At 43.8% G+C, this 21,278-nt stretch carries 15 protein-coding genes; 10 read left to right on the forward strand and 5 right to left on the reverse strand.

Translation table 11 applies throughout. The features are described from left to right. Window positions 1-110: 110 nt before the first annotated feature. Entirely contained in the window at window positions 111-611 is a 501-nt protein-coding gene (locus ACI3E5_RS03030; protein WP_005228042.1) for a GNAT family N-acetyltransferase, read from the forward strand. A 239-nt stretch (window positions 612-850) separates the two neighbouring features. Here ACI3E5_RS03030 and ACI3E5_RS03035 read toward each other — a convergent pair whose 3' ends face one another. Genes ACI3E5_RS03035 through ACI3E5_RS03050 form a run of 4 tightly spaced genes read right to left on the reverse strand, consistent with a single transcriptional unit; the run spans window position 851 to window position 5,200 of the window. Next, window positions 851-2,155 carry an alpha-L-fucosidase gene (locus ACI3E5_RS03035; RefSeq protein ID WP_142964530.1) on the reverse strand — a complete coding sequence of 435 codons (1,305 nt, stop codon included), beginning with the start codon at window positions 2,153-2,155 and terminating at the stop codon, window positions 851-853. A 25-nt stretch (window positions 2,156-2,180) separates the two neighbouring features. Next, window positions 2,181-2,678, reverse strand: coding sequence for a hypothetical protein (locus tag ACI3E5_RS03040; RefSeq protein WP_498820760.1), 498 nt, complete (start codon window positions 2,676-2,678; stop codon window positions 2,181-2,183). Window positions 2,679-2,696: 18 nt separating this feature from the next. Further along, on the reverse strand, window positions 2,697-4,568 hold the full coding sequence (locus ACI3E5_RS03045; RefSeq protein WP_118215551.1) for a beta-N-acetylhexosaminidase: 1,872 nt from the start codon (window positions 4,566-4,568) through the stop codon (window positions 2,697-2,699). Beyond that, entirely contained in the window at window positions 4,568-5,200 is a 633-nt protein-coding gene (locus ACI3E5_RS03050; protein ID WP_005228052.1) for a DUF624 domain-containing protein, read from the reverse strand. The genes ACI3E5_RS03045 and ACI3E5_RS03050 overlap by 1 nt, the downstream gene beginning before the upstream one ends. A gap of 300 nt (window positions 5,201-5,500) precedes the next feature. Here ACI3E5_RS03050 and ACI3E5_RS03055 point away from each other — a divergent pair, with 300 nt between their 5' ends. From ACI3E5_RS03055 to ACI3E5_RS03085, 7 genes are all read left to right on the forward strand, one after another. After that, the gene (locus ACI3E5_RS03055; RefSeq protein ID WP_005228056.1) at window positions 5,501-6,859 is read left to right on the forward strand and encodes an alpha-L-fucosidase; all 1,359 of its coding nucleotides are present in this window, start codon (window positions 5,501-5,503) and stop codon (window positions 6,857-6,859) included. 55 nt (window positions 6,860-6,914) lie between these two features. Next, on the forward strand, window positions 6,915-7,868 hold the full coding sequence (locus tag ACI3E5_RS03060; protein ID WP_005228058.1) for an ABC transporter permease: 954 nt from the start codon (window positions 6,915-6,917) through the stop codon (window positions 7,866-7,868). Window positions 7,869-7,883: 15 nt separating this feature from the next. After that, complete coding sequence (locus ACI3E5_RS03065; protein WP_005228060.1) at window positions 7,884-8,798, forward strand: carbohydrate ABC transporter permease; 915 nt, start codon at window positions 7,884-7,886, stop codon at window positions 8,796-8,798. Between the two features lie 22 nt (window positions 8,799-8,820). Then, complete coding sequence (locus tag ACI3E5_RS03070) at window positions 8,821-10,473, forward strand: extracellular solute-binding protein (protein WP_142964531.1); 1,653 nt, start codon at window positions 8,821-8,823, stop codon at window positions 10,471-10,473. Between the two features lie 84 nt (window positions 10,474-10,557). Next, entirely contained in the window at window positions 10,558-13,605 is a 3,048-nt protein-coding gene (locus ACI3E5_RS03075) for an alpha-mannosidase (protein ID WP_034869060.1), read from the forward strand. An 18-nt stretch (window positions 13,606-13,623) separates the two neighbouring features. Next, on the forward strand, window positions 13,624-15,867 hold the full coding sequence (locus ACI3E5_RS03080) for a glycoside hydrolase family 3 N-terminal domain-containing protein (protein WP_225582082.1): 2,244 nt from the start codon (window positions 13,624-13,626) through the stop codon (window positions 15,865-15,867). Beyond that, window positions 15,864-17,249, forward strand: coding sequence for a glycoside hydrolase family 1 protein (locus ACI3E5_RS03085; RefSeq protein ID WP_498820761.1), 1,386 nt, complete (start codon window positions 15,864-15,866; stop codon window positions 17,247-17,249). The genes ACI3E5_RS03080 and ACI3E5_RS03085 overlap by 4 nt, the downstream gene beginning before the upstream one ends. A 72-nt stretch (window positions 17,250-17,321) precedes the next feature. Here the strand turns inward: ACI3E5_RS03085 and ACI3E5_RS03090 are convergent, their stop codons facing one another. Continuing rightward, window positions 17,322-18,182, reverse strand: coding sequence for a MurR/RpiR family transcriptional regulator (locus ACI3E5_RS03090; protein ID WP_005228070.1), 861 nt, complete (start codon window positions 18,180-18,182; stop codon window positions 17,322-17,324). A 216-nt stretch (window positions 18,183-18,398) separates the two neighbouring features. On the opposite strand from ACI3E5_RS03090, the gene rpsO reads away from it, so the two are divergent. Both rpsO and pnp read left to right on the forward strand, forming a co-directional pair. Beyond that, the gene (gene rpsO, locus ACI3E5_RS03095) at window positions 18,399-18,668 is read left to right on the forward strand and encodes a 30S ribosomal protein S15 (protein ID WP_005228072.1); all 270 of its coding nucleotides are present in this window, start codon (window positions 18,399-18,401) and stop codon (window positions 18,666-18,668) included. 470 nt (window positions 18,669-19,138) lie between these two features. Then, entirely contained in the window at window positions 19,139-21,256 is a 2,118-nt protein-coding gene (gene pnp / locus ACI3E5_RS03100; RefSeq protein WP_005231801.1) for a polyribonucleotide nucleotidyltransferase, read from the forward strand. Window positions 21,257-21,278 lie beyond the last annotated feature (22 nt).

The following is a 21,278-nucleotide window of genomic DNA, read 5'->3' on the forward strand; positions in this document are numbered from 1 at the left end:
CCTATTATTTTTTATGATGAATAAGTTTAACGATAAGGCAAATCAATGCCAGCGACACACTGTATAGAATGAACATAGCCCCGAGTGAGGGGGAGAAATGGAGCAAATAAGTGGTCATAGACATTCAACCGTTGAAGAGAAAAGATATCCTTGAAATGGATCAAATGTTTTTAAAGCAAGGATGGCCTTCTCGCCAGCAGCTCTTGATTGATTATTTAAACGAGCAAGAAGCGGGGGAGAGATGCGTTTTGCTTGCCAAAATAAACAACACAACTGCCGGGTATTTGACCTTGGTCCCTCTAGCAAAGCACGGACCATTTAAAGGCTTGTATCCAGAAATTGTGGATTTTAATGTTTTTGAATCCTATCAAAAACAAGGGGTAGGCAGTCAGCTTTTAAAAGCAGCCGAAGAAAAGGCACGAGAAATAGCTGCCGTGGTGACATTGGGGGTAGGCCTGCATAATGGTTATGGATCGGCCCAGAGACTGTATGTAAAACAAGGCTATATTCCAGATGGATCTGGTGTTTGGTTCAATAATCAGAATTGTGCGATGAATGCGCCTTGCTGCAATAATGACGATCTTGTTCTTTATTTGTCTAAGGAACTTTGAACCTCCTGTGGTAAGTACCGTTAAGGATGGATTAAGCACGCAACTCGTCTGGATGTTCTCATCACCTGTTCAACAAGCTGGTAGGCTACTTTCGTATAGGCAAATTTGTAGGAGTTCTTGAACAAATAGCCATAAAAAATGACTAAAAGCGATCCGCTTCTAGTCATTTTTTTGTAAAGGAAGTAAGGGCAACGTCTTTGTATAAATAGATTCTTCATTTAGGGCAGTGCAACGGGTGCTTACATTTCTCTTAAAGTGATCTCGACCACTGGTACCAACACATCTGGTGGGCAGACGGGTAAGCTGAGAACAAGGTCCTCTTTGTTGATGATGGCTTCCGTTGAAGTGAGCACTTCCTCGGGATCAAATCCTCGATAAAACAATTCGGAGCCATCATGTAAGAAACGGATATGCTTTACGCGTCCTGCAAGCCCTGGAAGATGCAAGGATTTGTATGGATAAGAAAAGAGGTGCAAGTAAAGTTTATTCCCGTTTTGGGTGTAACGACTGTCAATAGGCGGTTGAAAAGAGCTGGCACCACAGCCGATAATCGCTTGTTGATGATAATGCATCCATGAACCGATGGCTTCTAAATGGCTGCGAGTTGGTAAGCTGATTTCTCCACGAGCATTTGGGCCGATATTTAAAAGAAAGTTCCCATCTTTTGCCACTGTGTCAATCAGCATTTTGGTCATCATTTCACTGGATTTCCAGTGCTGAGCATCACGATCATAGCCCCACGTTTCGTACATCGTTTGGCACGCTTCCCATATCAAAGGCAATCCATCCGCTTCTAATGGTTTGTCTGGTTGGAATTGCTCAGGGGTGGTAATCCCTCGGCCCAAATCCAGACGGTCATTCAGCAGCATGTTCGGCTGCAGGTTTCGACAAATTTGTTCGATCCGCTTACTATCCCAATCGGCGGCACCTTTGCCTTTAGACCATCCCCAATCTCGATGACTATATGGAAAATCAAACCACATATAATCGATGGTTCCATAGTTAGTCAATAGTTCAGTGACTTGACCAGCTAAAAAATCTTGATAGCGGCGCATGTCACGCTGGCTATTCGTCTGACGGGCTTGAATAGTCTCTCGTTGCGGATGCAGGCCGTCGAGCGTGAAATCTGGATGATACCAATCGATCAGCGAATGATACAGCCCAATCTTAATGCCGACCTTGCGAAATGCCGGCAGCAGTTCTGCTAAGAGGTCTCGCTTGAAGGGGGTATTGGTCACTTTGTATTCGCTGAGAGCGGTATCCCAAAGGGCAAAGCCTTCATGATGTTTCGTCGTGAAGACCATGTATTGAAAACCGGCCTTCTTTGCGGTTTGAGCCCATTCCTCTGCATTGAAAAGATCAGGATCAAACTGAGAAAAATAGTTCTCGCGATAGGTGGTGGGTTCAATTTTTTCTGTCGTCATAAACCATTCGTGTCGAGCGCCAATACTGAATAGGCCGAAATGGATGAATAAGCCAAACCGATCATGGAGGAACCAGTTTGGGTCAGGGTAGTCGGCAGGCCAATTTTTATACGTTCTCATTAAAAATAACTCCTTTTTCAATCACTTAAAGAAATTCTGTATTCGTCATGACTGTTTCTTGAATTTTCCAGCCATCTGCTTCCTTGACAAAGGTATGGTAAGCCTCTGTGATGTGATCACGGTAGGAAGAATCTTTTGGGCTGATCGTTTTCTGTTGCGCCGCGACCAGCATGGATCCTGTCTCTTGTTTAACGACTTCAAAAGAAAGCAGCGTGTGCTGCAGCTGTTCTTCTGCAAAAAAATCAGCTAATTCTTGGGTCGTCTCTGCTCGTGCCGCTGCCACTAGCGTTGCGGCATAGGCTGTCGCGTCTTGGTCAGAGGCTGCTTGTAAATTTTCTTTCAGCACTGCCAAACACGCCTCCGCCGCTGCTTGATTTGTAATATTGCCTGTCATCTCCAGTTTTTCTGAAGGTTGGGCATGAACTGGAGCAGAAGAACCGGTTGTTAGAAAATAGAGAAAGAATAGGCTAACAATAGTCAGCAGACTCACGATGACGGTTCGGCGCAGCAAGGATATTTTCATAAGTTCTCACTCCTTCTTTTAAACATCAGAAATTTTCCCCGCACTATAGATTCCATGAAATAAATTGCGACCCACAGAAGTACTGCCGCTGAAAGGGGTCACCATTGGTAAGGACGGTTGAGTCAATTCTTCCAACGTATCGAGCTCCCCGTCCAAGAAGGCAGTAAGCCGCCAGAGTGTCGTATCGCAGCGCATCAGCAAGGCGCCGTATCGCAGATCGATAATTTCAAAACCGAAAGGTCGATTCCAGTCAAACCAGACTTGACGATGGGCTTCATAAAGGGATTGCAAGGCGGATTTATAGACACTGAGCGCATCTACTGCTTGGTGCAGTCCGGTGCGATCCTTGCTTTTATAGGCACTGGTGATCTGGTTGGTAATACAGGCTTTTTGTGCCAAAACATCAGCCAGCTGCTGATAAAAGGCAAACATCGTTTGTGTGTCCCGTGTTGCTTTCACAGCAGCCAACTCTTGAGCCAATGTTTGATAGTAGGATGCTAAAGAAAGATCAGTTAAATTTTCTTGATACAAGCCATACAGCAAGTCTTGGTAGAGCAACAGCTTGCTGGGGTTTTCTCCGTGAGGATTGTTTTTTTGCACACCTGCAGTTTGATCAAAGCGATCAAGCAGTAAAAAGTCGTTGGCTATTGACTGGTGAAAAAGCTGAAATTTTTTAGTTAAATTCTCTAACGAAAGGTCGTTTCCAAACTGCGCTTCACTGAAATATTGCAAACCTAGTAGCGCAGCAATCACTGGTGTTTCAGCTCCGTCGTCGCCCCAAAGTGTGGCATAGACTTCTTGGACATCGTTTTCTTTGGCGGCTTGCAAGGCGTGACGCATAGTGGCGAAACTTTTGCCGTAGTTCGGCGCTAAACCGTTCCACGTCCAGATACCTCCAGCAAAGACGATCGGCTGTTTTAATTCCCGGTGTTTCGCAAACATTCGCTGATAAGAGGCATGATCATGATGATAATAATCCCAGTAAACCATTTTGACCGCAGGAAGGTCAGCAAATAATTCTGTCGGAAAACACACGTCTGAATCGTAGTAATCACCCGTAGGCGCACCGATTCTAAAAAACATATCGCTCCACATCATCGGCTCAAAACCTATGTTTTGACAAAGCGCAGCTACCTGCTTTAGGTGTGCGGCCATAATCGTGAACCGGTCTTGTAACCCGTGTATTTCTAAATACTTTCCTTTCCCCAATTGGTGTGCTTCATCCATACCGATGTGCAGTTGATCAGTTGCAAAACACGAACGGATCGAACGGATCGCTGCTTCCAAAAAAGTATACGTTTCTTCTTCTCCCACCAGTAGAATATCTTCTGTGTCCCGAATATTTCCAGCGAACTGCCACTTTAAAGGATTCGTCAAATGTGCCAATGTTTGAATCGCTGGAATCAAAGTTACTCCTACGGCTTGGGCATAGGTATCTAGAGCCTTTAATTCTACTTGGGTATAACGACCGCGCAAATGTCCGAAATAAGGGTACTCAGGAATTTCATAAGTATCTTCCATATAGAGCATGAGGCGGTTGAGGCCCATCTTACTTGTTAATAAAATGAACCGTTCCAGCTTTTTGACGGTCATCACCGCATTGCGGGACAGATCGATCATTGGTCCAATTGCTTCAAAATGCGGCTGTTCTTCTAAGACATAGACTGGGCGATCTTCATGCACCCATAAAGTTAATGCCCGAAACAAATGCGCTTTTTCTTGATAGTAAATGATCGTTTCTAGTGGGCCGTGGCAAATTTTCAGGGAACCGGGTCGATGAATCAAGCGCAAGGGATGGCCATTCGGCGTTTCCCTCAATTCTAGTTCTTGCAGTGCGTGACTAAAAAAATCATCGAGGTTTTCATTACTTTGGATAAAAATGTCCTTCATCACGAGCGTCCTTCTTTCATCAGTGATTCCGAGCGCTGAATCGCTTGAAAAGAGAACCAGCTACTGGGGAATAGGAAAAAGGGAACAAAGCCGATGACTAATAAGATTGGCAAAAAAGTCAAAATGATAGTAATCACTAAGATTCCCAAAATCATCGCAATTGTTTGGGGAACACTGATAACCATTAGTAATATTGCTTGTTTAAAATAGTGAAGAAGCGTCAAATCATAACGCAAATAGACCGGCAGAAGGTACAAGCTGATCAAAAGGGCACTGATAAATAGCAGCAGCAAAAAAAAGTGAATCAAGCTATTTTGGATAAAAGTACTAGAGATACGTAATTCCAACCATAAGAACAACAACAAACCCGCTTGCATGGCGCCTAATTGATTGGCACGACGGAAATTTTTTTTCACGATAGTTTTGAACCAAGTCTTCAAAGACGCTGGTCGTTCCTTTTTTTGGAAGCTATCGAAAAAAGCTTGGATAATCGTAGCGGTGGCAGGAAAAATACCTAAAAATATCCCGTATCGAAATACCCAATAAAACCAGAGTAACTGCAACTTCAGGCAATGAAGTAACCAATCGCCGACTTGATAGGAAACATGATAAATACCATTCGTTTGTTTCATAAGCCCCTCACTTTCTTACGGATACAAGTTTTGTTGTATCCGCTTTATTTGTTGTTCTAATCGTATCATTGATATATAGCCAGTGGGAGTAAATGGAAAAATCACACATCGAAAACAAGAAAAACACAGCAAATGTATTTGAAACGCTACATTTCTCCAAAAACGTTCATCGAAATCAAGCTTTATTCCTTGCACCTTTTATAGACGAAGTTGTTCGTTTTAACATAGCGAAAAAACTTACATATTGTTATAGGACATTTTTTTCGCTTACATTTAGAACAAAGAAAGGAGTGCAAATGAATGACAAAGATTCGCGGTGATATTGAAGAAGCCAAAGGGAACGTTCAAGAAGAACTAGTCCCAGAAACAGAAATGCTCAAGCAACGTCTGGAATGGTTTCAAGACTTGAAATTCGGAGTGATCTTCCATTATGGGCTGTATGCCGAAGCGGGGATCGTTGAGTCTTGGCAATTATCTGAAAAAGATGAATGGGCTAGAGCAAACCACCCTTATCGAGAAACCATCGAAGCACTGCGTTTGGATTATTGGCAGTTGATCAATCAGTTTGAACCGAAGAAGCTGGATACCCGCAAATGGGCAAAAATCTGTAAGGATGCAGGGTTTAAGTACTGTTTATTCACAACAAAGCATCATGATGGGTTTTCGATGTTCAATACAATGGAATCAGAGTTTAAAATCGGCGGGAAATTAAGTCCCTTTAAACGCGACATATTGCAAGAAGTGTTTACGGCATTTCGAGAAGCAGGGATCGCCACAGGAGCCTATTATTCTAAAGCTGACTGGTATTCTCCTTTTTACTGGTTGGATGATGATACCGTCAAAGGCCGTCATGCCAGTTACGATACCCATCTTCATCCAGAAATTTGGGCACGCTATGTGTCGTTTGTGCATCGCCAGATTGCGGAGATTACCTCCAATTACGGAAAAGTCGATTTTCTTTGGTTAGATGCCGGTTGGTGCGGACAAGGCAAAGAAGACCTACAAATGGATCGTTTAGCTGAGATTGCGCGTGAGAAACAGCCGGAATTGATCATCGTTGATCGGATGATGGGGGGCCGTCATGAAAATTATGTGACACCAGAACGCAAAATTCCTGCATTAGCAGAAATTCCTAAAAAAGTTTGGGAAAGCAATATCCCGATTGGAAATGATTGGGGCTATGTGCCGAATGATACTTTTAAGAGCAGCCAAGAACTGCTGGAAACCTTGATTGATGTAGTCAGTAAAGGGGGGAATTTGATTTTAGGCGTCGGACCAACACCTGATGGCGAATTTACATTCGAAGAGACCCAACGCTTAGAAGAAATCGGCCATTGGTTGGCGCTATATGGTGAAGGCATCTATGAAACGCGGGCAAGACCAACAGCTTGGAAAAATGAATGGTATTTGACCTATCAAAAAGACGGCAAGGCTCATTTTGCATTTCGCAGTATCGCTGCAGTCGCTTGCGAACAGATTCCTTTAACAGAGATCGGAGCAACTGAAGAAGACGAGCTAATTGATCTAGCCACTAAAAAACCGTTACCAGTCTATAAAAATGCGGATGAGCCATATCTCTTATGGTCGGATATCAGTCACCCGAACGTTGGGGCAGTTGGGATTCGCGTTTCGACACATAGGGAAAAAAATACACATTGATTTGAAAGCGAATACAATTCATGATAAGGCTAACACCAAGCAAGGAGGAGGAAGAATGGAAACAGCGCCAATCAGACAAACCGTTTCAGTACCTAAAACAAAGAAACAAGATATAAAAATGAAGATCAAGAAAAATCGGCAATTGTACTTGTTTGTGTTGCCAGCGTTTTTGATTATTTTGATTTTCTCGTATGGACCGATGTATGGAATCATTATTGCATTCAAGGATTATATGCCTTCATTAGGGATTATGGGCAGTCCTTGGGTTGGGTTTAAACATTTTCAACGTTTTTTCGATTCCTATTATTTTTGGGAACTCATCAAAAATACTTTAGGAATCAGTATCTATTCATTGGTTGTCGGTTTTCCGCTGCCGATCATCCTGGCATTGGCTTTGAATGAGATCAAAGACGGCCCATTTAAAAAAATTACCCAAACAGTCACGTATGCTCCAAACTTTATTGCTGTGGTGGTCATGGTTGGTATGGTCATTGCTTTCTTATCTCCCTCAACAGGGATCATCAATCACCTATTAGAATTTTTGGGTTTCGAGCGGATCAGCTTTATGACCAATCCTCGCTGGTTTAAAACGATTTATGTACTGTCGGGCGTTTGGCAAGGAACGGGATGGGGGTCTGTGATTTATCTGGCAGCCCTATCTGGAGTTGATACGCAACTGCACGAAGCGGCAACGATCGATGGCGCTTCTCGTCTTCAACGCGTTTGGTATATCAATATTCCAACGATCATGCCCACGATGGTGATCTTATTGATCATGAGCTTCGGCAGCTTGATGTCAGTTGGGTTTGAAAAAATCATCTTGATGCAGAATCCTTTGAATATGCAATCCTCGAATGTGATTGCGACCTTTGTTTACCAGCAAGGGCTGTTAGATGCGCAGTACAGTTTTGCTGCGGCAGTCGGCTTATTTAACTCATTGATCAATTCAGTCTTGTTGATCGTAGTCAATCATATCGCCAAACGTTTAAGCAACTCTAGTTTATTGTAGAAGGGAGGACCAAAAGTGAAAACAACGTCTTTAATAAAAGATACCCGTGCTGATAAAATCTTTTTGATCTTTGTTTATGTGTTTTTAGCAATTTCTTTGCTGATCGTTTTGTATCCACTGATTTATATCATCAGTGCTTCAATCTCAAATCCGCATCTGGTAAACTCTGGTGAAATGTGGCTTTTGCCAAAAGGAATCACCTTTGAAGGCTATCGAACACTACTAGGCAATAGCAGTATCTGGCGTGGCTATTTGAACACGATTTATTATACGGTTTTAGGGACATCGATCAATCTCTTAGTGACCTTACCTTGCGCTTACGCCTTATCACGAGAGGATTTTTATGGGCGACGCGCCTTCACCAATTTTATGTTGGTCACCATGTTCTTGTCCGGTGGCTTGATTCCCAGCTACTTGTTGATTCGCAGCTTAGGCATGTTGAATACTGTCTGGGCACTAGTGATTCCAGGAGCCGTCTCGGTTTACAATGTTGTTGTCACGCGAACATTTTTTCAATCCACGATTCCACGGGAGATGGAAGAAGCAGCAATTGTGGATGGTTGTTCTGATTTTCGGCTATTCATGCAGATCGTTTTACCACTATCAACGCCGATCATTGCGGTAATGGCTTTATTCTATGGCGTCGGACATTGGAACAGCTTTTTTAACGCATTGATCTATCTTTCTGATCGATCAATGTATCCGTTACAAATGATTTTAAGAGAAATATTGATTCTTCAAGATATGTCATCAAATACCGTCAATAATGTGACTTCAGAAATGGCGAATATGCTATATAGCAAACAACAACTTGCTCAAGTCATCAAGTACGGCGTCATGATCGTTTCTTCATTACCGGTAATTATCGTCTATCCGTTCTTACAAAAGTATTTTGTCAAGGGCATGATGGTTGGTTCAATTAAAGGATAAAAAAACTTAAAGGAGGAAGAAAATGAGAGTAAAAAAGAAACTTTTAGGAATAGTAGGTGTTGCTTTGTGCAGTATGCTCGTCTTAGGTGCGTGCGGTAATTCTTCAGATGAAGGTACTGGGGAAAAGAAAGAAGTGGCCATCAATCATGACAGTCAGTTTCCGATCATCAAAGAAGGTGAAGAACTGACACTGAATATCATGGCACCTGGTGTAGGGTTGGCGGAATGGGAAGACATGCCGACATTACAGGATTATCAGGAAAAAACTGGCATCAAACTGACCTATACGACACCGCCATCCGCTGACTTTAGTACGAAACTGAACTTAGCCTTTGCTTCTGGAGATTTACCGGATATCGTTTATGGTGCTGGTTCGCAAGCATTGACTGCTTCGATGGAGATCGATTACGGTTCACAAGGGATCTTGCTTCCCTTAGAGGAGTATATCACGCCGGAAATCATGCCAAACCTGTATGCACTGACGCAAGAAGATCCCTCAATCTTGAAGTCGATCACAACACCGGATGGGCACATCTACTCTCTGCCGATGATCTCACGGAATGCAACCTCAATCTGGTGGCAAGGTCCGATGTGGTACAACGGCACGTGGCTCGATAATTTAGGTGTATCTGAACTGCCAAAAACCACAGACGAATTGCAAGAGCTTCTGACACGTTTTAAAAACGAAGACCCTAACGGCAATGGTCAAGCAGACGAGATCCCATTGACGGATGTTGATATGAACTCGACACGAGTTTGGTTGATGGCTGCCTTTGGCTTACGGACCCGCGGCATCCAAGTGGATGATGATGTGGTCTCCTACACACCGACTTCAGAAAACTACAAAGCATTCTTGGAATATATGAATACATTGTACGATGAAGGCTTGCTAGATAAAGAAGTTTATGGACAGTCAGATGAACAGAAAAAAGCGAAGGGTGAAAACAATCAACTTGGGCTTTTTGCCGACTATTTCAGCTTCTTTACTACTGGTCGCAGTGAGGAAGAGGCTATGAATGATCCAATGTTCCAACCAGTGACTTCTGAATGGGCTCCAGAAGCTAAGATTCCCGGTAGTCCAAGAATTTCACGAGGGACCTTTGCTTTGACCAATGTCAATCCTTCTCCAGAAGCTTCTATGCGCTGGGTGGATTACTTCTATTCAGAAGAAGGCTCAAAATATATCGAACAAGGACCAGAAGGGTTTTTATGGGAGTACCAAGAAAATGCGGACGGTGAAAAAGTTCGTGTCTATGCAGACGGCATCGATACTAACAATACCGAAGACGAACGTGGCAAGATCACACCAGCATACGGATTGACAACGCCAAACCTTGTTATCGATACAACCGACGAATACCATATCCGTAAAACGGCGAATGAAGAACCGGATACTCGTTTCAACGATTGGGTTGCCAAAGAAACAGCTGAGAAGATGGAAGACATCGCTGAAGTACCATTTCCGCTGCTGTATTTAACGATTGAAGAAAACGATAAGGTAGCAGCAACTGCCACTGATTTGACAACTTATGTAGAACAAATGGAAGCCAAGTTTATCACAGGTGTCGAACCGTTAGATAATTGGGACGACTATGTGAAAACGATCGAAGCAATGGGCATTGACGAATACGTCGAAGTCTACCAAGCGGCTTATGACCGTTGGAAAGCAAACTAAATAAAGTGATAAGTGGAAAACGGGCCGAGACGATCAATCTCAACCCGTTTTTTTCAAAAATCTGCTAGAGGAGTCCAAAGAAAAATGAGAGTTATGCAGCCTTATGAGTTTGAACGCATTCGGAAAATTTTATACAAATTAAAACAATACCGCGTACGTCATCAGCAACCGGTAGCCCCACTTTTTTTAAAACGAGAGACTTGGGTACCGTATGAGCAAGGGACTTATTTTGGAGAAAAAAATGCCTATTACCAATTGCAAGGTAGCATTCAAGTTCCTGCTGACTGGGTGGAAAATCTTTGTGTCCTGCAAGTGTACTCAAGCCTTTCAGAGTGGGACAACACCACCAATCCCCAAATAAAAATCTATTTGGACGATACCTATGTCCAAGCCATCGATGTCAATCATCGAGAAATTACATTGACAAAACAATTTCTACAAAAAGTAGTCAATCTGAAGATCGATCTGTTCTCAGGCCGATCCGACAAACCATTCCCGCTGCAGGTCAATTTATTGGCGTTGGATCCTGCAGTTAATGATATCTGGTATGATTTTTATACGCTGTTTGATAGTTGGCGTGCCATTCGTGCGTTTGGCGGTGACGAAGCATTTTATCAACAAGTCCTTGGTCAAGTCGCCAATGTCTTGGATTTTCGTACCCCCTACTCAACGGCATTCTATGAAGGTCTCACAAAAGCAAAGCAGCTGCTTTCATCGTGTTACCTACCAGCGCATAAACCAAAACAAAAGGTGACGGCTGTCGGCCATACCCACATCGATCTGGCGTGGCTTTGGACGGCGCAGCAAGCAATTGAAAAAGGCGAGCGCAGTTTCCAGACGGTCTTGAAATTGATGGAGGAGTATCCAGATTACACGTTTTTTCAAAGCCAACCACAACTGTATCACTCCATGAAAACCCATTATCCTGAACTTTACGCTGCAATCAAAGAAAAAGTTCGAGAAGGAAGATGGGAAGTTGACGGGGCGATGTGGGTGGAAGCCGATTGCAATTTGACTTCAGGAGAATCACTGGTTCGTCAGATCCTTTATGGCAAACGGTTTATGAAAGAGGAATTTCAAGTCGATAGCCGCATCTTATGGCTACCGGATGTCTTCGGTTATTCAGCCGCCTTGCCGCAAATTTTACGCAAAACAAATACGCCATACTTTATGACGACGAAGCTGTCATGGAACCAGTTTAATCAAATTCCATATGATTCCTTCTATTGGCAAGGAATTGATGGAAGCCGCGTTTTGACGCATTTTATTACAACCATCAGTGAAGGATACAGTCCAAGAGATTATTATACGACGTATAATGGATTGCTAGATCCTTATACGATCAAGGGGAGTTTTGAACGTTATCAGCAAAAAGATCAGCACGACGAAATTTTGATTGCCTATGGGTATGGTGACGGTGGCGGAGGTCCGACGAAAGAGATGTTGGAAGTTCAAAAACGGCTGCAAAAGACATTGCCAGACATGCCGACGATCACAGGCAATCATGTGGGGGGCTTTTTTGATCGACTGGCAAATTCTTTTGCTGAAAAACCAGGACCGGTCTGGTACGGCGAATTGTACTTTGAATACCATCGCGGGACCCTGACTTCCATCGGAAAAAACAAAAAGGCCAATCGTCAAGGAGAATTCTTCTTACAGACGATTGAAAAACTTTATAGTATCTGTGGGATGAATCGCTATCCACAAGCTGAATTAGAACAACTTTGGAAACAGCTGCTGTTCAATCAATTCCACGATATTCTGCCGGGAAGCTCGATCAAAGAAGTCTATGATCAGACGGATCAAGAGTATCGGCAGCTCTTTGATAAAGGCTGCGAGCTGATCCACGCTTTGCTTCCAGAAACACAAGCACCCAAAGCTACTTCATGGCATGTCTTTAACCCGCTGGGACAAGCTCGGACGGGTCTGGTCTATTTAGACGATCAAACAGGGGTCAAAGAAGCTTACTCGACTCAGCGGACCCATGATGACCGGCTCTTAGTCAAAATTCCCGCCATGGCTGGCTTGAGCTGCAAAACATTGACCCCTGTCTCAGCTGTGCCTCAATCAAAGCAAGTGGCAATGCGGCTGGAGGAATCATTTGAAACGGCGGATTTTAAAGTGATTTTTGACGAACACTTTGACATCATCTCTTTAATTGACAAACGGCATCAACGAGAGATCGTACCAAAAGGCGAGCGGTTGAATCAGTTAGTGGCTTATGAAGATCTGCCGATGGATTATGATGCGTGGGATATTGATATTTATTACCAGAAGAAGCCTTATCCTGTGAAGCAAGTTCTCTCAGCTGAGGTCGTTGAGCAAGGTGAGATTCGTGATACCTTGAAAATCAAACGTCAGTTTGAAGATTCTTTTATTACCCAATGGCTACATTTTTATCATGGCACCGGAAGAATCGATTTTGAAACAGCGGTTGATTGGCAGCAGCATCAATTGCTGCTGAAGGCATTGCTGCCGATTGATGTCAACACATTGGAAGCGACATTTGATATTCAGTTTGGGCAGGTAAAACGACCTGTGCATCAAAACACGACATGGGACCAAGCACGTTTTGAGAGCTGTGGTCAAAAATGGGTTGATCTCTCAGAAGGAAATTATGGGGTTAGTATTTTGACAGATTCGAAATATGGGTTCAATACGGATTATCAAAAGATCGGGCTTTCTTTGATCAAATCGCCGATCGATCCGTATCCAGAAGCGGATCAAGGCTTTCATGAGTTTACCTACTCCTTGTACGCCCACGAAGGGACTTGGCAAGACGCGCAAACGATGGAAGAAGCTTTGGCATTGAATGTTCCCGTTCTAACCGTTCCAGGTGTGCCGCAACTATCAGCAGAAGCTTTTCTAGCAGTCGATCAAAAGAATGTCTTGCTGGATACGGTGAAAAAAGCCGAAGATGAAGAGGCACTGATCGTGCGGTTGTATGAATATCATAATCAAACCACCGCCTGTCAATTGCGTTGCCAAAAAAGAATCAAAAAAGCGGTTTTAACGAATCTTTTGGAAGAAACCGTCGCTGAACTGCCGATTGAGCCGCTGGATGCCCAAAGCATCACAATCCATTTCCAGCCATTTGAAATCCAGACCATCATGCTTTATTTAGAAGACTAAATAGAAATGGAGAAGCATATGATTGAGACACTTTTACGGCAAATGACGTTGAAAGAAAAAATCGGCCAGCTGAATCAGCGTCTGTATGGTTGGGAAGTCTATGAAAAAACTAACGGAAAAATTATGTTGACTGAAACCTTTAAAAAAGAAGTAGCTCGTTTTGGCAGTCTTGGCTGGATCTACGGCGTGTTTCGGGCTGATCCTTGGTCAGGTAGAAATCAGCAAACTGGCCTGACGACCGCGGAGTCCTATGAGCTATCCCTTATGATTCAAACTTATTTGCAGGAGCACACTCGGTTGGGGATTCCAGCCTTTCTCAGTGAAGAGTGTCCCCACGGGCACCAAGGTTTGGAAGCCACGACATTTCCGGTCAATTTTAGTGTCGGTTCTAGTTGGAATCCCGACCTGTATCAAGCGGCCCAAACTATCACTGCTCAAGAGATTCGAGCAAAAGGGGCCCATGTCGGCTTAGTTTCCGCATTGGACATTGCTAGAGATCCGCGTTGGGGACGAACTGAAGAATGTTTCAGTGAAGATCCATTTTTAACCAGCAGCTTTACCAAAGCGGCCGTCAGAGGATTGCAAGGATTAAAAACAACGATAGAAAAACAGAACGTTTTAGCGGTGTTGAAGCATTTTGCTGCCCAAGGTGCAGGAATGGGGGGGCACAATGCAGGACCAGTGGCGATCGGTGATCGGGAATTCCGTGAAATTCATCTGCCACCAATGAAAGCGGGGATTGCTGCTGGGGCTTTGGGGTGTATGGCTGCATACAATGATCTAGATGGCGTTCCTTGCCATGCCAATGCGTATTTGCTGCAAGAGGTTTTAAGAGAAGAAAGTGGCTTTGCGGGAATCGTTATGGCTGATGGGTGTGGGTTGGATCGGATTGCTGACTGGCTGGGAAGTCGCTCGCAAGCAGCCGCCAAATCCTTGACCAGCGGTGTAGATGTTAGTTTATGGGACGAAGTTTTCCCTGTATTGGAAGAAGCTGTCCTTGACGGATTGATTGCGGAAACGGTTATCGATGAGGCGGTCCGGCGTGTGCTTCTTTTGAAAGAAAAACTTGGCTTGTTTAAAGAAGCAACGCCCCACGTTTCATTACCAGACAAAGAAAAGGCCCGACAAGCTTCCTTAAAATTAGCAGAAGAATCTGTCGTCTTACTAGAAAACAATGGCATTTTGCCTTTGAAGAAAACGCGACAAAAAATTGCTGTCATTGGGCCTCACGTTAAACAGCTGTATCATCAGCTGGGGGATTATACCCCATTTAAGGAGGAAGCAATGTGTATGACTCTTTGGGAAGGGTTGACCAAATTAAATACGCATCAAGTGGATTTCGCCTACGAAAAAGGCTGCGAAATCGCCAATGGAACAACGGCGCAACGACGGCGGGCTTGTCAGATCGCAGAAGACGCTGATGTCATCTTAGTGACGATTGGTGGCTCCAGTGCCCGTGATTTCACAACGGATTTTGACAAGAACGGCGCCGCCTTAAGGGGATCTCAGGAAATGACCAGCGGAGAAAACATCGACTTAGCTACCCTCGATTTGCCGCAATGCCAGTTGGATTTACTGTTTGCGTTGAAGAAGAGGAAAAAGCCGCTGATTGGGATCGTGATTTCTGGTCGACCGCATTGCTTAGCCCCTTTGAAAGAAGTATTCGATGGACTGCTTTACGCTGGCTATCCCGGCCAATATGGAGGGGAAGCGATTGCTCGGATTCTTTTTGGCGAAACGGTTCCTAGTGGGAAATTAGCAGTTTCTATTCCTGATACGGTTGGACAGCTGCCAGTCTGTTATAATTATCGCAACACAGCGTTTCAAAAAGACTACCTCGATCAAAACGGCACACCAGTATATTCTTTTGGTTATGGTCTTAGTTATGCCTCTTTTACTTGCAGCGCGGTTTCGGCTGAATATGCAGGTGAAGGCATTATCGTTAGCGGCACACTCGAAAATCATTCTGCAGTTTCTGGCAAAGAAGTCATTCAATGTTATCTAAAAGAGTACACAAAAGCATATGTGCCGAGGAAAAAAGTCCTGTGTGGCTTTCAAAAAGTATGGGTGCCTAATCAAGGGCAAGTAGCTTTTCAACTCGTGATCGATGAAGCATCAGTGCAGCAGCTGGCAATTTCTTTGAAAGATACTGCATCGTTTTGTCTGGAAGTCGAAACAACAGGTCAGCAGTATCGATTTGTATTTCAACGATCCAACCCTGACCGTACGTGGCAGGTAACTCAGAAAGGAGCAAAAGAATGATTCACTTTCCAAAAAACTTTTTATGGGGAGCGGCCGCGTCAGCACCGCAAACCGAGGGGGCTGCGTCTGTTGACGGCAAAAGTCCCTCTACATGGGACAAATGGTTTGAGTTAGAGCCGTCACGCTTTTACGATGGTGTCGGACCAAGCGACACTTCAAATACCTACTATCAATACCGTGAAGACGTGGCAAACATGAAGGCCATGAACTTAAATTCCCATCGGACATCGATTGCATGGACCCGCTTATTACCAGACGGAAAAACATTGAATCAGACGGCAGTAAAGTTTTATCGGGCATATTTTCAGGAAATGCTGGATCAAGGCATCGAACCGATCATTAATTTGTTTCATTTTGACATGCCTTGGTGGCTGATGGAGAAAGGAGGCTGGGAAGCCAGGGAATCCGTGGACCATTTTGCATTTTATGCAAAAACTGCTTTTGAACAATTCGGCGATTTAGTGAAAAAATGGGCGACCTTTAATGAACCATTGGTGCATATTGAATGTGGGTATTACGGAGATGCTCATTGGCCGCAAGTGCGTGATTTCAAGCGGGCGATCCAAGTGGGTTATCATACTTTGCTAGCTCATGCGAAGGCGGTTGCTGAGTTTCGTAAACTCGCACTTCCTGATGGAGAAATCTGTATCATCTTGAATTTGTCACCTGTTTATCCAAAAAGCCAAGAAGCGGCTGATCGAGAAGCCGCTGAATGGGCGGACCTCTTGTATATTCGCAGTTTTTTGGACTGTGTCGTTTATGGACAATTTCCTGAAAAACTAACGAGCTTGTTCAAGGAGCATCAATTGACCCCTGAATATGAGGCAGCAGATGCGGAAATTTTTCGTGAAAATACCGTAGATTTTATCGGTTGCAATTATTATCAACCGTTGCGGATCCAAGCGCCCCTTCCGCAGAATGGAGCATCCAATCCCTTTGAGCCGCGTCAGTTGTTTCGTGGGTACGATTGGTCAGAGAAAAAAATCAATCCTCATCGTGGCTGGGAAATCTATCCAGAAGGGATCTACGATATTGCGATGCGTCTGAAGAATGACTATCAAAACATGCCATGGTTTATTTCCGAAAATGGCATGGGGGTGTCAGAGGAAGAACGGTTCATGGATGCCACGGGGCAAGTCAATGATACGTATCGGATTACCTTTGTTGAAGACCATTTGCGTCAGCTGCATCGCGCGATCGAAGATGGGTCACCTTGTTTCGGCTACCATATGTGGACCTTTATGGATTGCTGGAGCTGGTTGAACGCTTATAAAAACCGCTATGGTTTTTATCGAGTAGATTTGAAGAATAACTTCGAGCGTTATCCTAAAGCGTCCAGTTTTTGGTTGGCAGAAGTAGCTGCTAGAAATGCCATTGATTGATCAAAGTGTCCGATTGGAAGCAAAAATACCGCAGGAACATGTTCCTGCGGATTTCTTTTGGGTATGAACATTTTACAAATACTTCTCACGAAAATCAGCGATGGCTTGGCGTGACGCGTAGATATTGCGTGCCAGCTTTTCATTTTTACTTAAAAAGACATAGAAAAGGACATCGACCGCTAATAGGTGGGCGATGATCGAATTGGTAGCGGCACTCCGCTGGTTGGCTTCTTTGGAACGGGACACTTGCAGGGGAACATCCGCCAACTTCGTCAACGGGTTGCTGCCAAAGCGGGTGAGTGACAGGATCGGAACGCCAAGATTTTTAGCGATTTCGGCTAAGTGAACCATCTCAGGCGTGTGTCCACTGTTGGAAATGACCCAGACCAGACTTTTTTTCTCGTTTTTGACAAGTTGCGGCAACAAGAGATTGTAGTCATTTTCAAACACGACGATCTTGCCTAAGCGAGTCCATTTTTGTTGGATATCTTGTGCGATCAATGAGGAAGCACCGATCCCGCAGACAAAAATGCGCTCACGAGTCGCGATCAGTTCAGCGGCAGCTAACATCAGCTGTTCTTCTAATAATTGGGCCGTCTCATTCATGGTCACCTGGGCATTGTGGCTCAATTTTGAGGTGATGGCATGAAAGGGCTCGTTTAATTCAACATCGGCATAACCTAAATGCTCATTGGCATTGTGGCGCAAGCCGGATTCGGCAGATAATTGTATTTTTAAATCTGTCAAACTAGCAAAGCCAGTTTTTTTCGCAAAACGTACAACGGTTGGTGCACTGATCCCAGTGGCTTCTGCTAATTGACTCGCAGTCATCGATGGCACTTTTTCAGGATTGGCCTCCATGAATGCGAAGAGTTTCTTCTCAGAAAGCGATAATTCATTTTTCATGCTCTCGATTCGGGAAAGAACGCTCATCCTTACACTTCCTTTAGATAGAGTAGTATCCTAAGTATAACATAAGTTTCGGAGGAGCTTTCAAAAGAAACGAAAAGAATAGGTAGATAAACTTGCTTTTTTACTTAGAATCAAGTAAAGTAATTACGTGTGAAAAGCACAGTACCTGTTACTTGGTTTAACGAATCACCAACGTTTTACTCAGTCGCAGGGGAAAAAGAAAAAGAGGTGAAAAACATGGCAATTTCAAAAGAACGCAAAAACGAAATCATCAACAAATTTGCACGTCATGAAGGAGATACTGGTTCTCCAGAAGTTCAAATCGCTGTTTTAACAGAAGAAATCAACCATTTGAACGAACATGCACGTATGCACAAAAAAGACCACCATTCATACCGTGGGTTGATGAAAAAAGTTGGACATCGTCGTAACTTATTAGCTTACCTACGTCAAAAAGACGTACAACGTTACCGCGAATTAATCCAAGCTTTAGGATTACGTCGTTAATCAAACAAAGAAAAGTGAGGTTCAACCCGAATCTCACTTTTTTGCTATGAATCACTGCGACTGGGCGGCGCAAGCCGCACAGAGCAGATGATGAATAGTACTAGGCGAGAGCAACGAGCGTAGTGACCAAGCAGTGGAATCACTGCGACTGAGCGGCGCAAGCCGCACAGAGCAGATGATGAAACCTACTAGGTGAGAGCAGCGAGCGTAGTGACCAAGCAGCGGAATCACTGCGACTGCATTGTCGGCTAAAACAGCTGATGCAGTCTGACAGGTAAGCTCGAGCCATCTAAAAAGTGAAACACCGAAATAGCGGCCTTTTGACTGGTGAATCAAAAAGCGCAGCCAAAAAGAATTTTGGGTCCTTGTAAGCAGCATCCTACTAACCAAATGAAAGCAGCGGAACGACATTCCGATTTTTTCATTTGTTTAGTAGTGACTTGCTGGGATCCGATGAAAAGGAGCAGAACATGACAGAAAAACAAGTATTCAAAACAACTTGGGGCGGCCGCCCATTAGAAGTAGAAGTTGGCCAATTAGCCAAGCAAGCAAACGGAGCTGTATTGGTTCGTTATGGCGACACGGTTGTCCTAAGTGCAGCGGTTGCATCTAAGGAAGCAAAAGATACCGACTTTTTCCCATTAACGATCAATTACGAAGAAAAAATGTATGCCGTAGGGAAAGTACCTGGTGGCTTTATCAAACGTGAAGGACGTCCAAGTACGGAAGCAACCTTGACTGCCCGTTTGATCGACCGTCCGATCCGTCCAATGTTTGCGGAAGGCTTCCGTAACGAAGTACAAGTTACAAACATCGTAATGAGTGTTGAACAAGATTGTACGCCAGCAATGGCGGCAATGTTAGGTTCTTCTTTAGCGTTATCTATTTCAGATATCCCGTTTGACGGACCGATCGCTGGTGTCGATGTCGGTCGGGTCAATGGCGAATACGTCTTGAATCCAACAGTAGAACAAGCAGAACAAACCGATATCGAATTGACAGTAGCTGGAACGAAAAAAGCCATCAACATGGTTGAATCAGGAGCGAAAGAAGTTTCTGAAGAAGACATGTTAGGTGCGTTATTATTTGGTTTTGATGCTATCAAAGAATTGGTTGCCTTCCAAGAAGAAGTTGTCGCAGCTGTGGGCAAACCAAAAATGGAAGTCAAATTGTTACAAGTAGATGCTGACTTGAAAAAAGAAATTTTCGACGGCTACTACCAAACAATGAAAACTGCTGTTATGACGGAAGAAAAATTGGCTCGTGAAGACGAGATCGATAAAGTCAAAGACACAGTGAAAGAAGTGTATGCAGAAAAATTTGCTGGACATGAAGAGGAAGCACAATTCTTGAAAGAAGTGAAACAAATCGCAGAAGATCTTGAAAAAGATGTGGTTCGCGAATTGATCACCATCGACAAGATTCGTCCGGATGGCCGTCAATTAGACGAAATCCGTCCATTGGCATCAGAAGTTGGCTTATTGCCACGTGTTCATGGTTCTGGTCTATTTACTCGGGGACAAACCCAAGCCTTGTCTGCTTGTACGTTAGCACCTTTAGGTGAACACCAAATCATTGATGGATTAGGGGTTGAAGAATCAAAACGATTCATCCACCATTACAACTTCCCTCAATTTTCTGTTGGTTCGACTGGTCGTGCTGGCTCACCAGGACGTCGTGAAATCGGTCATGGTGCATTAGGCGAACGTGCTTTAGCACAAGTGATTCCTGATGAAACAGACTTCCCTTACACAATCCGTCTAGTTGCAGAAGTATTAGAATCAAATGGTTCTTCTTCTCAAGCAAGTATTTGTGCAGGAACCTTAGCGTTGATGGATGCAGGGGTGCCAATCAAAGCACCAGTTGCAGGTATCGCAATGGGACTTGTATCTGATGGTGAAAACTACACGATCTTAACGGATATCCAAGGCTTAGAAGATCACCTTGGCGATATGGACTTTAAAGTTGCTGGAACCAAAGATGGGATCACTGCGTTACAAATGGATATCAAGATCCAAGGAATCACTGAACAAATCTTGACAGAAGCATTAGATCAAGCGAAAAAAGCGCGGATGGAAATCTTAAATGAATTGACATCAACATTGGCTGCTCCTCGTGAAGAGTTAAGCCAATACGCACCGAAGATCGAAATGATCCAAATCGATCCTGCGAAGATCAAAGATGTAATCGGTAAAGGCGGCGACACCATCAATGGCATCATTGATGAAACTGGCGTGAAAATCGATATCGATCAAGACGGAAAAGTTTCGATTGCTTCTGCTGATGCAGAAATGATCCAAAAAGCCATCAAGATCATTGAAGAATTGACGAAAGAAGTAAAAGTTGGCGAAGTGTACCTTGGGAAAGTTGTCCGTATTGAAAAATTCGGTGCGTTTGTCAACTTGATCAAAGGCAAAGACGGCTTAGTTCATATTTCACAACTTGCGAACGAACGGGTCAACAAAGTGGAAGACGTTGTCAAAGAAGGCGACGAAATCTTAGTGAAGGTTACAGAAATCGACAAACAAGGTCGTGTGAACCTTTCAAGAAAAGCACTATTGAACGAAGACAAAGCAGAGAAAAAATAAGCTGCTACTTCTAAATCATAAG

This window comes from Candidatus Enterococcus avicola (assembly GCF_047470845.1).
GTDB lineage: Bacteria > Bacillota > Bacilli > Lactobacillales > Enterococcaceae > Enterococcus_D > Enterococcus_D casseliflavus.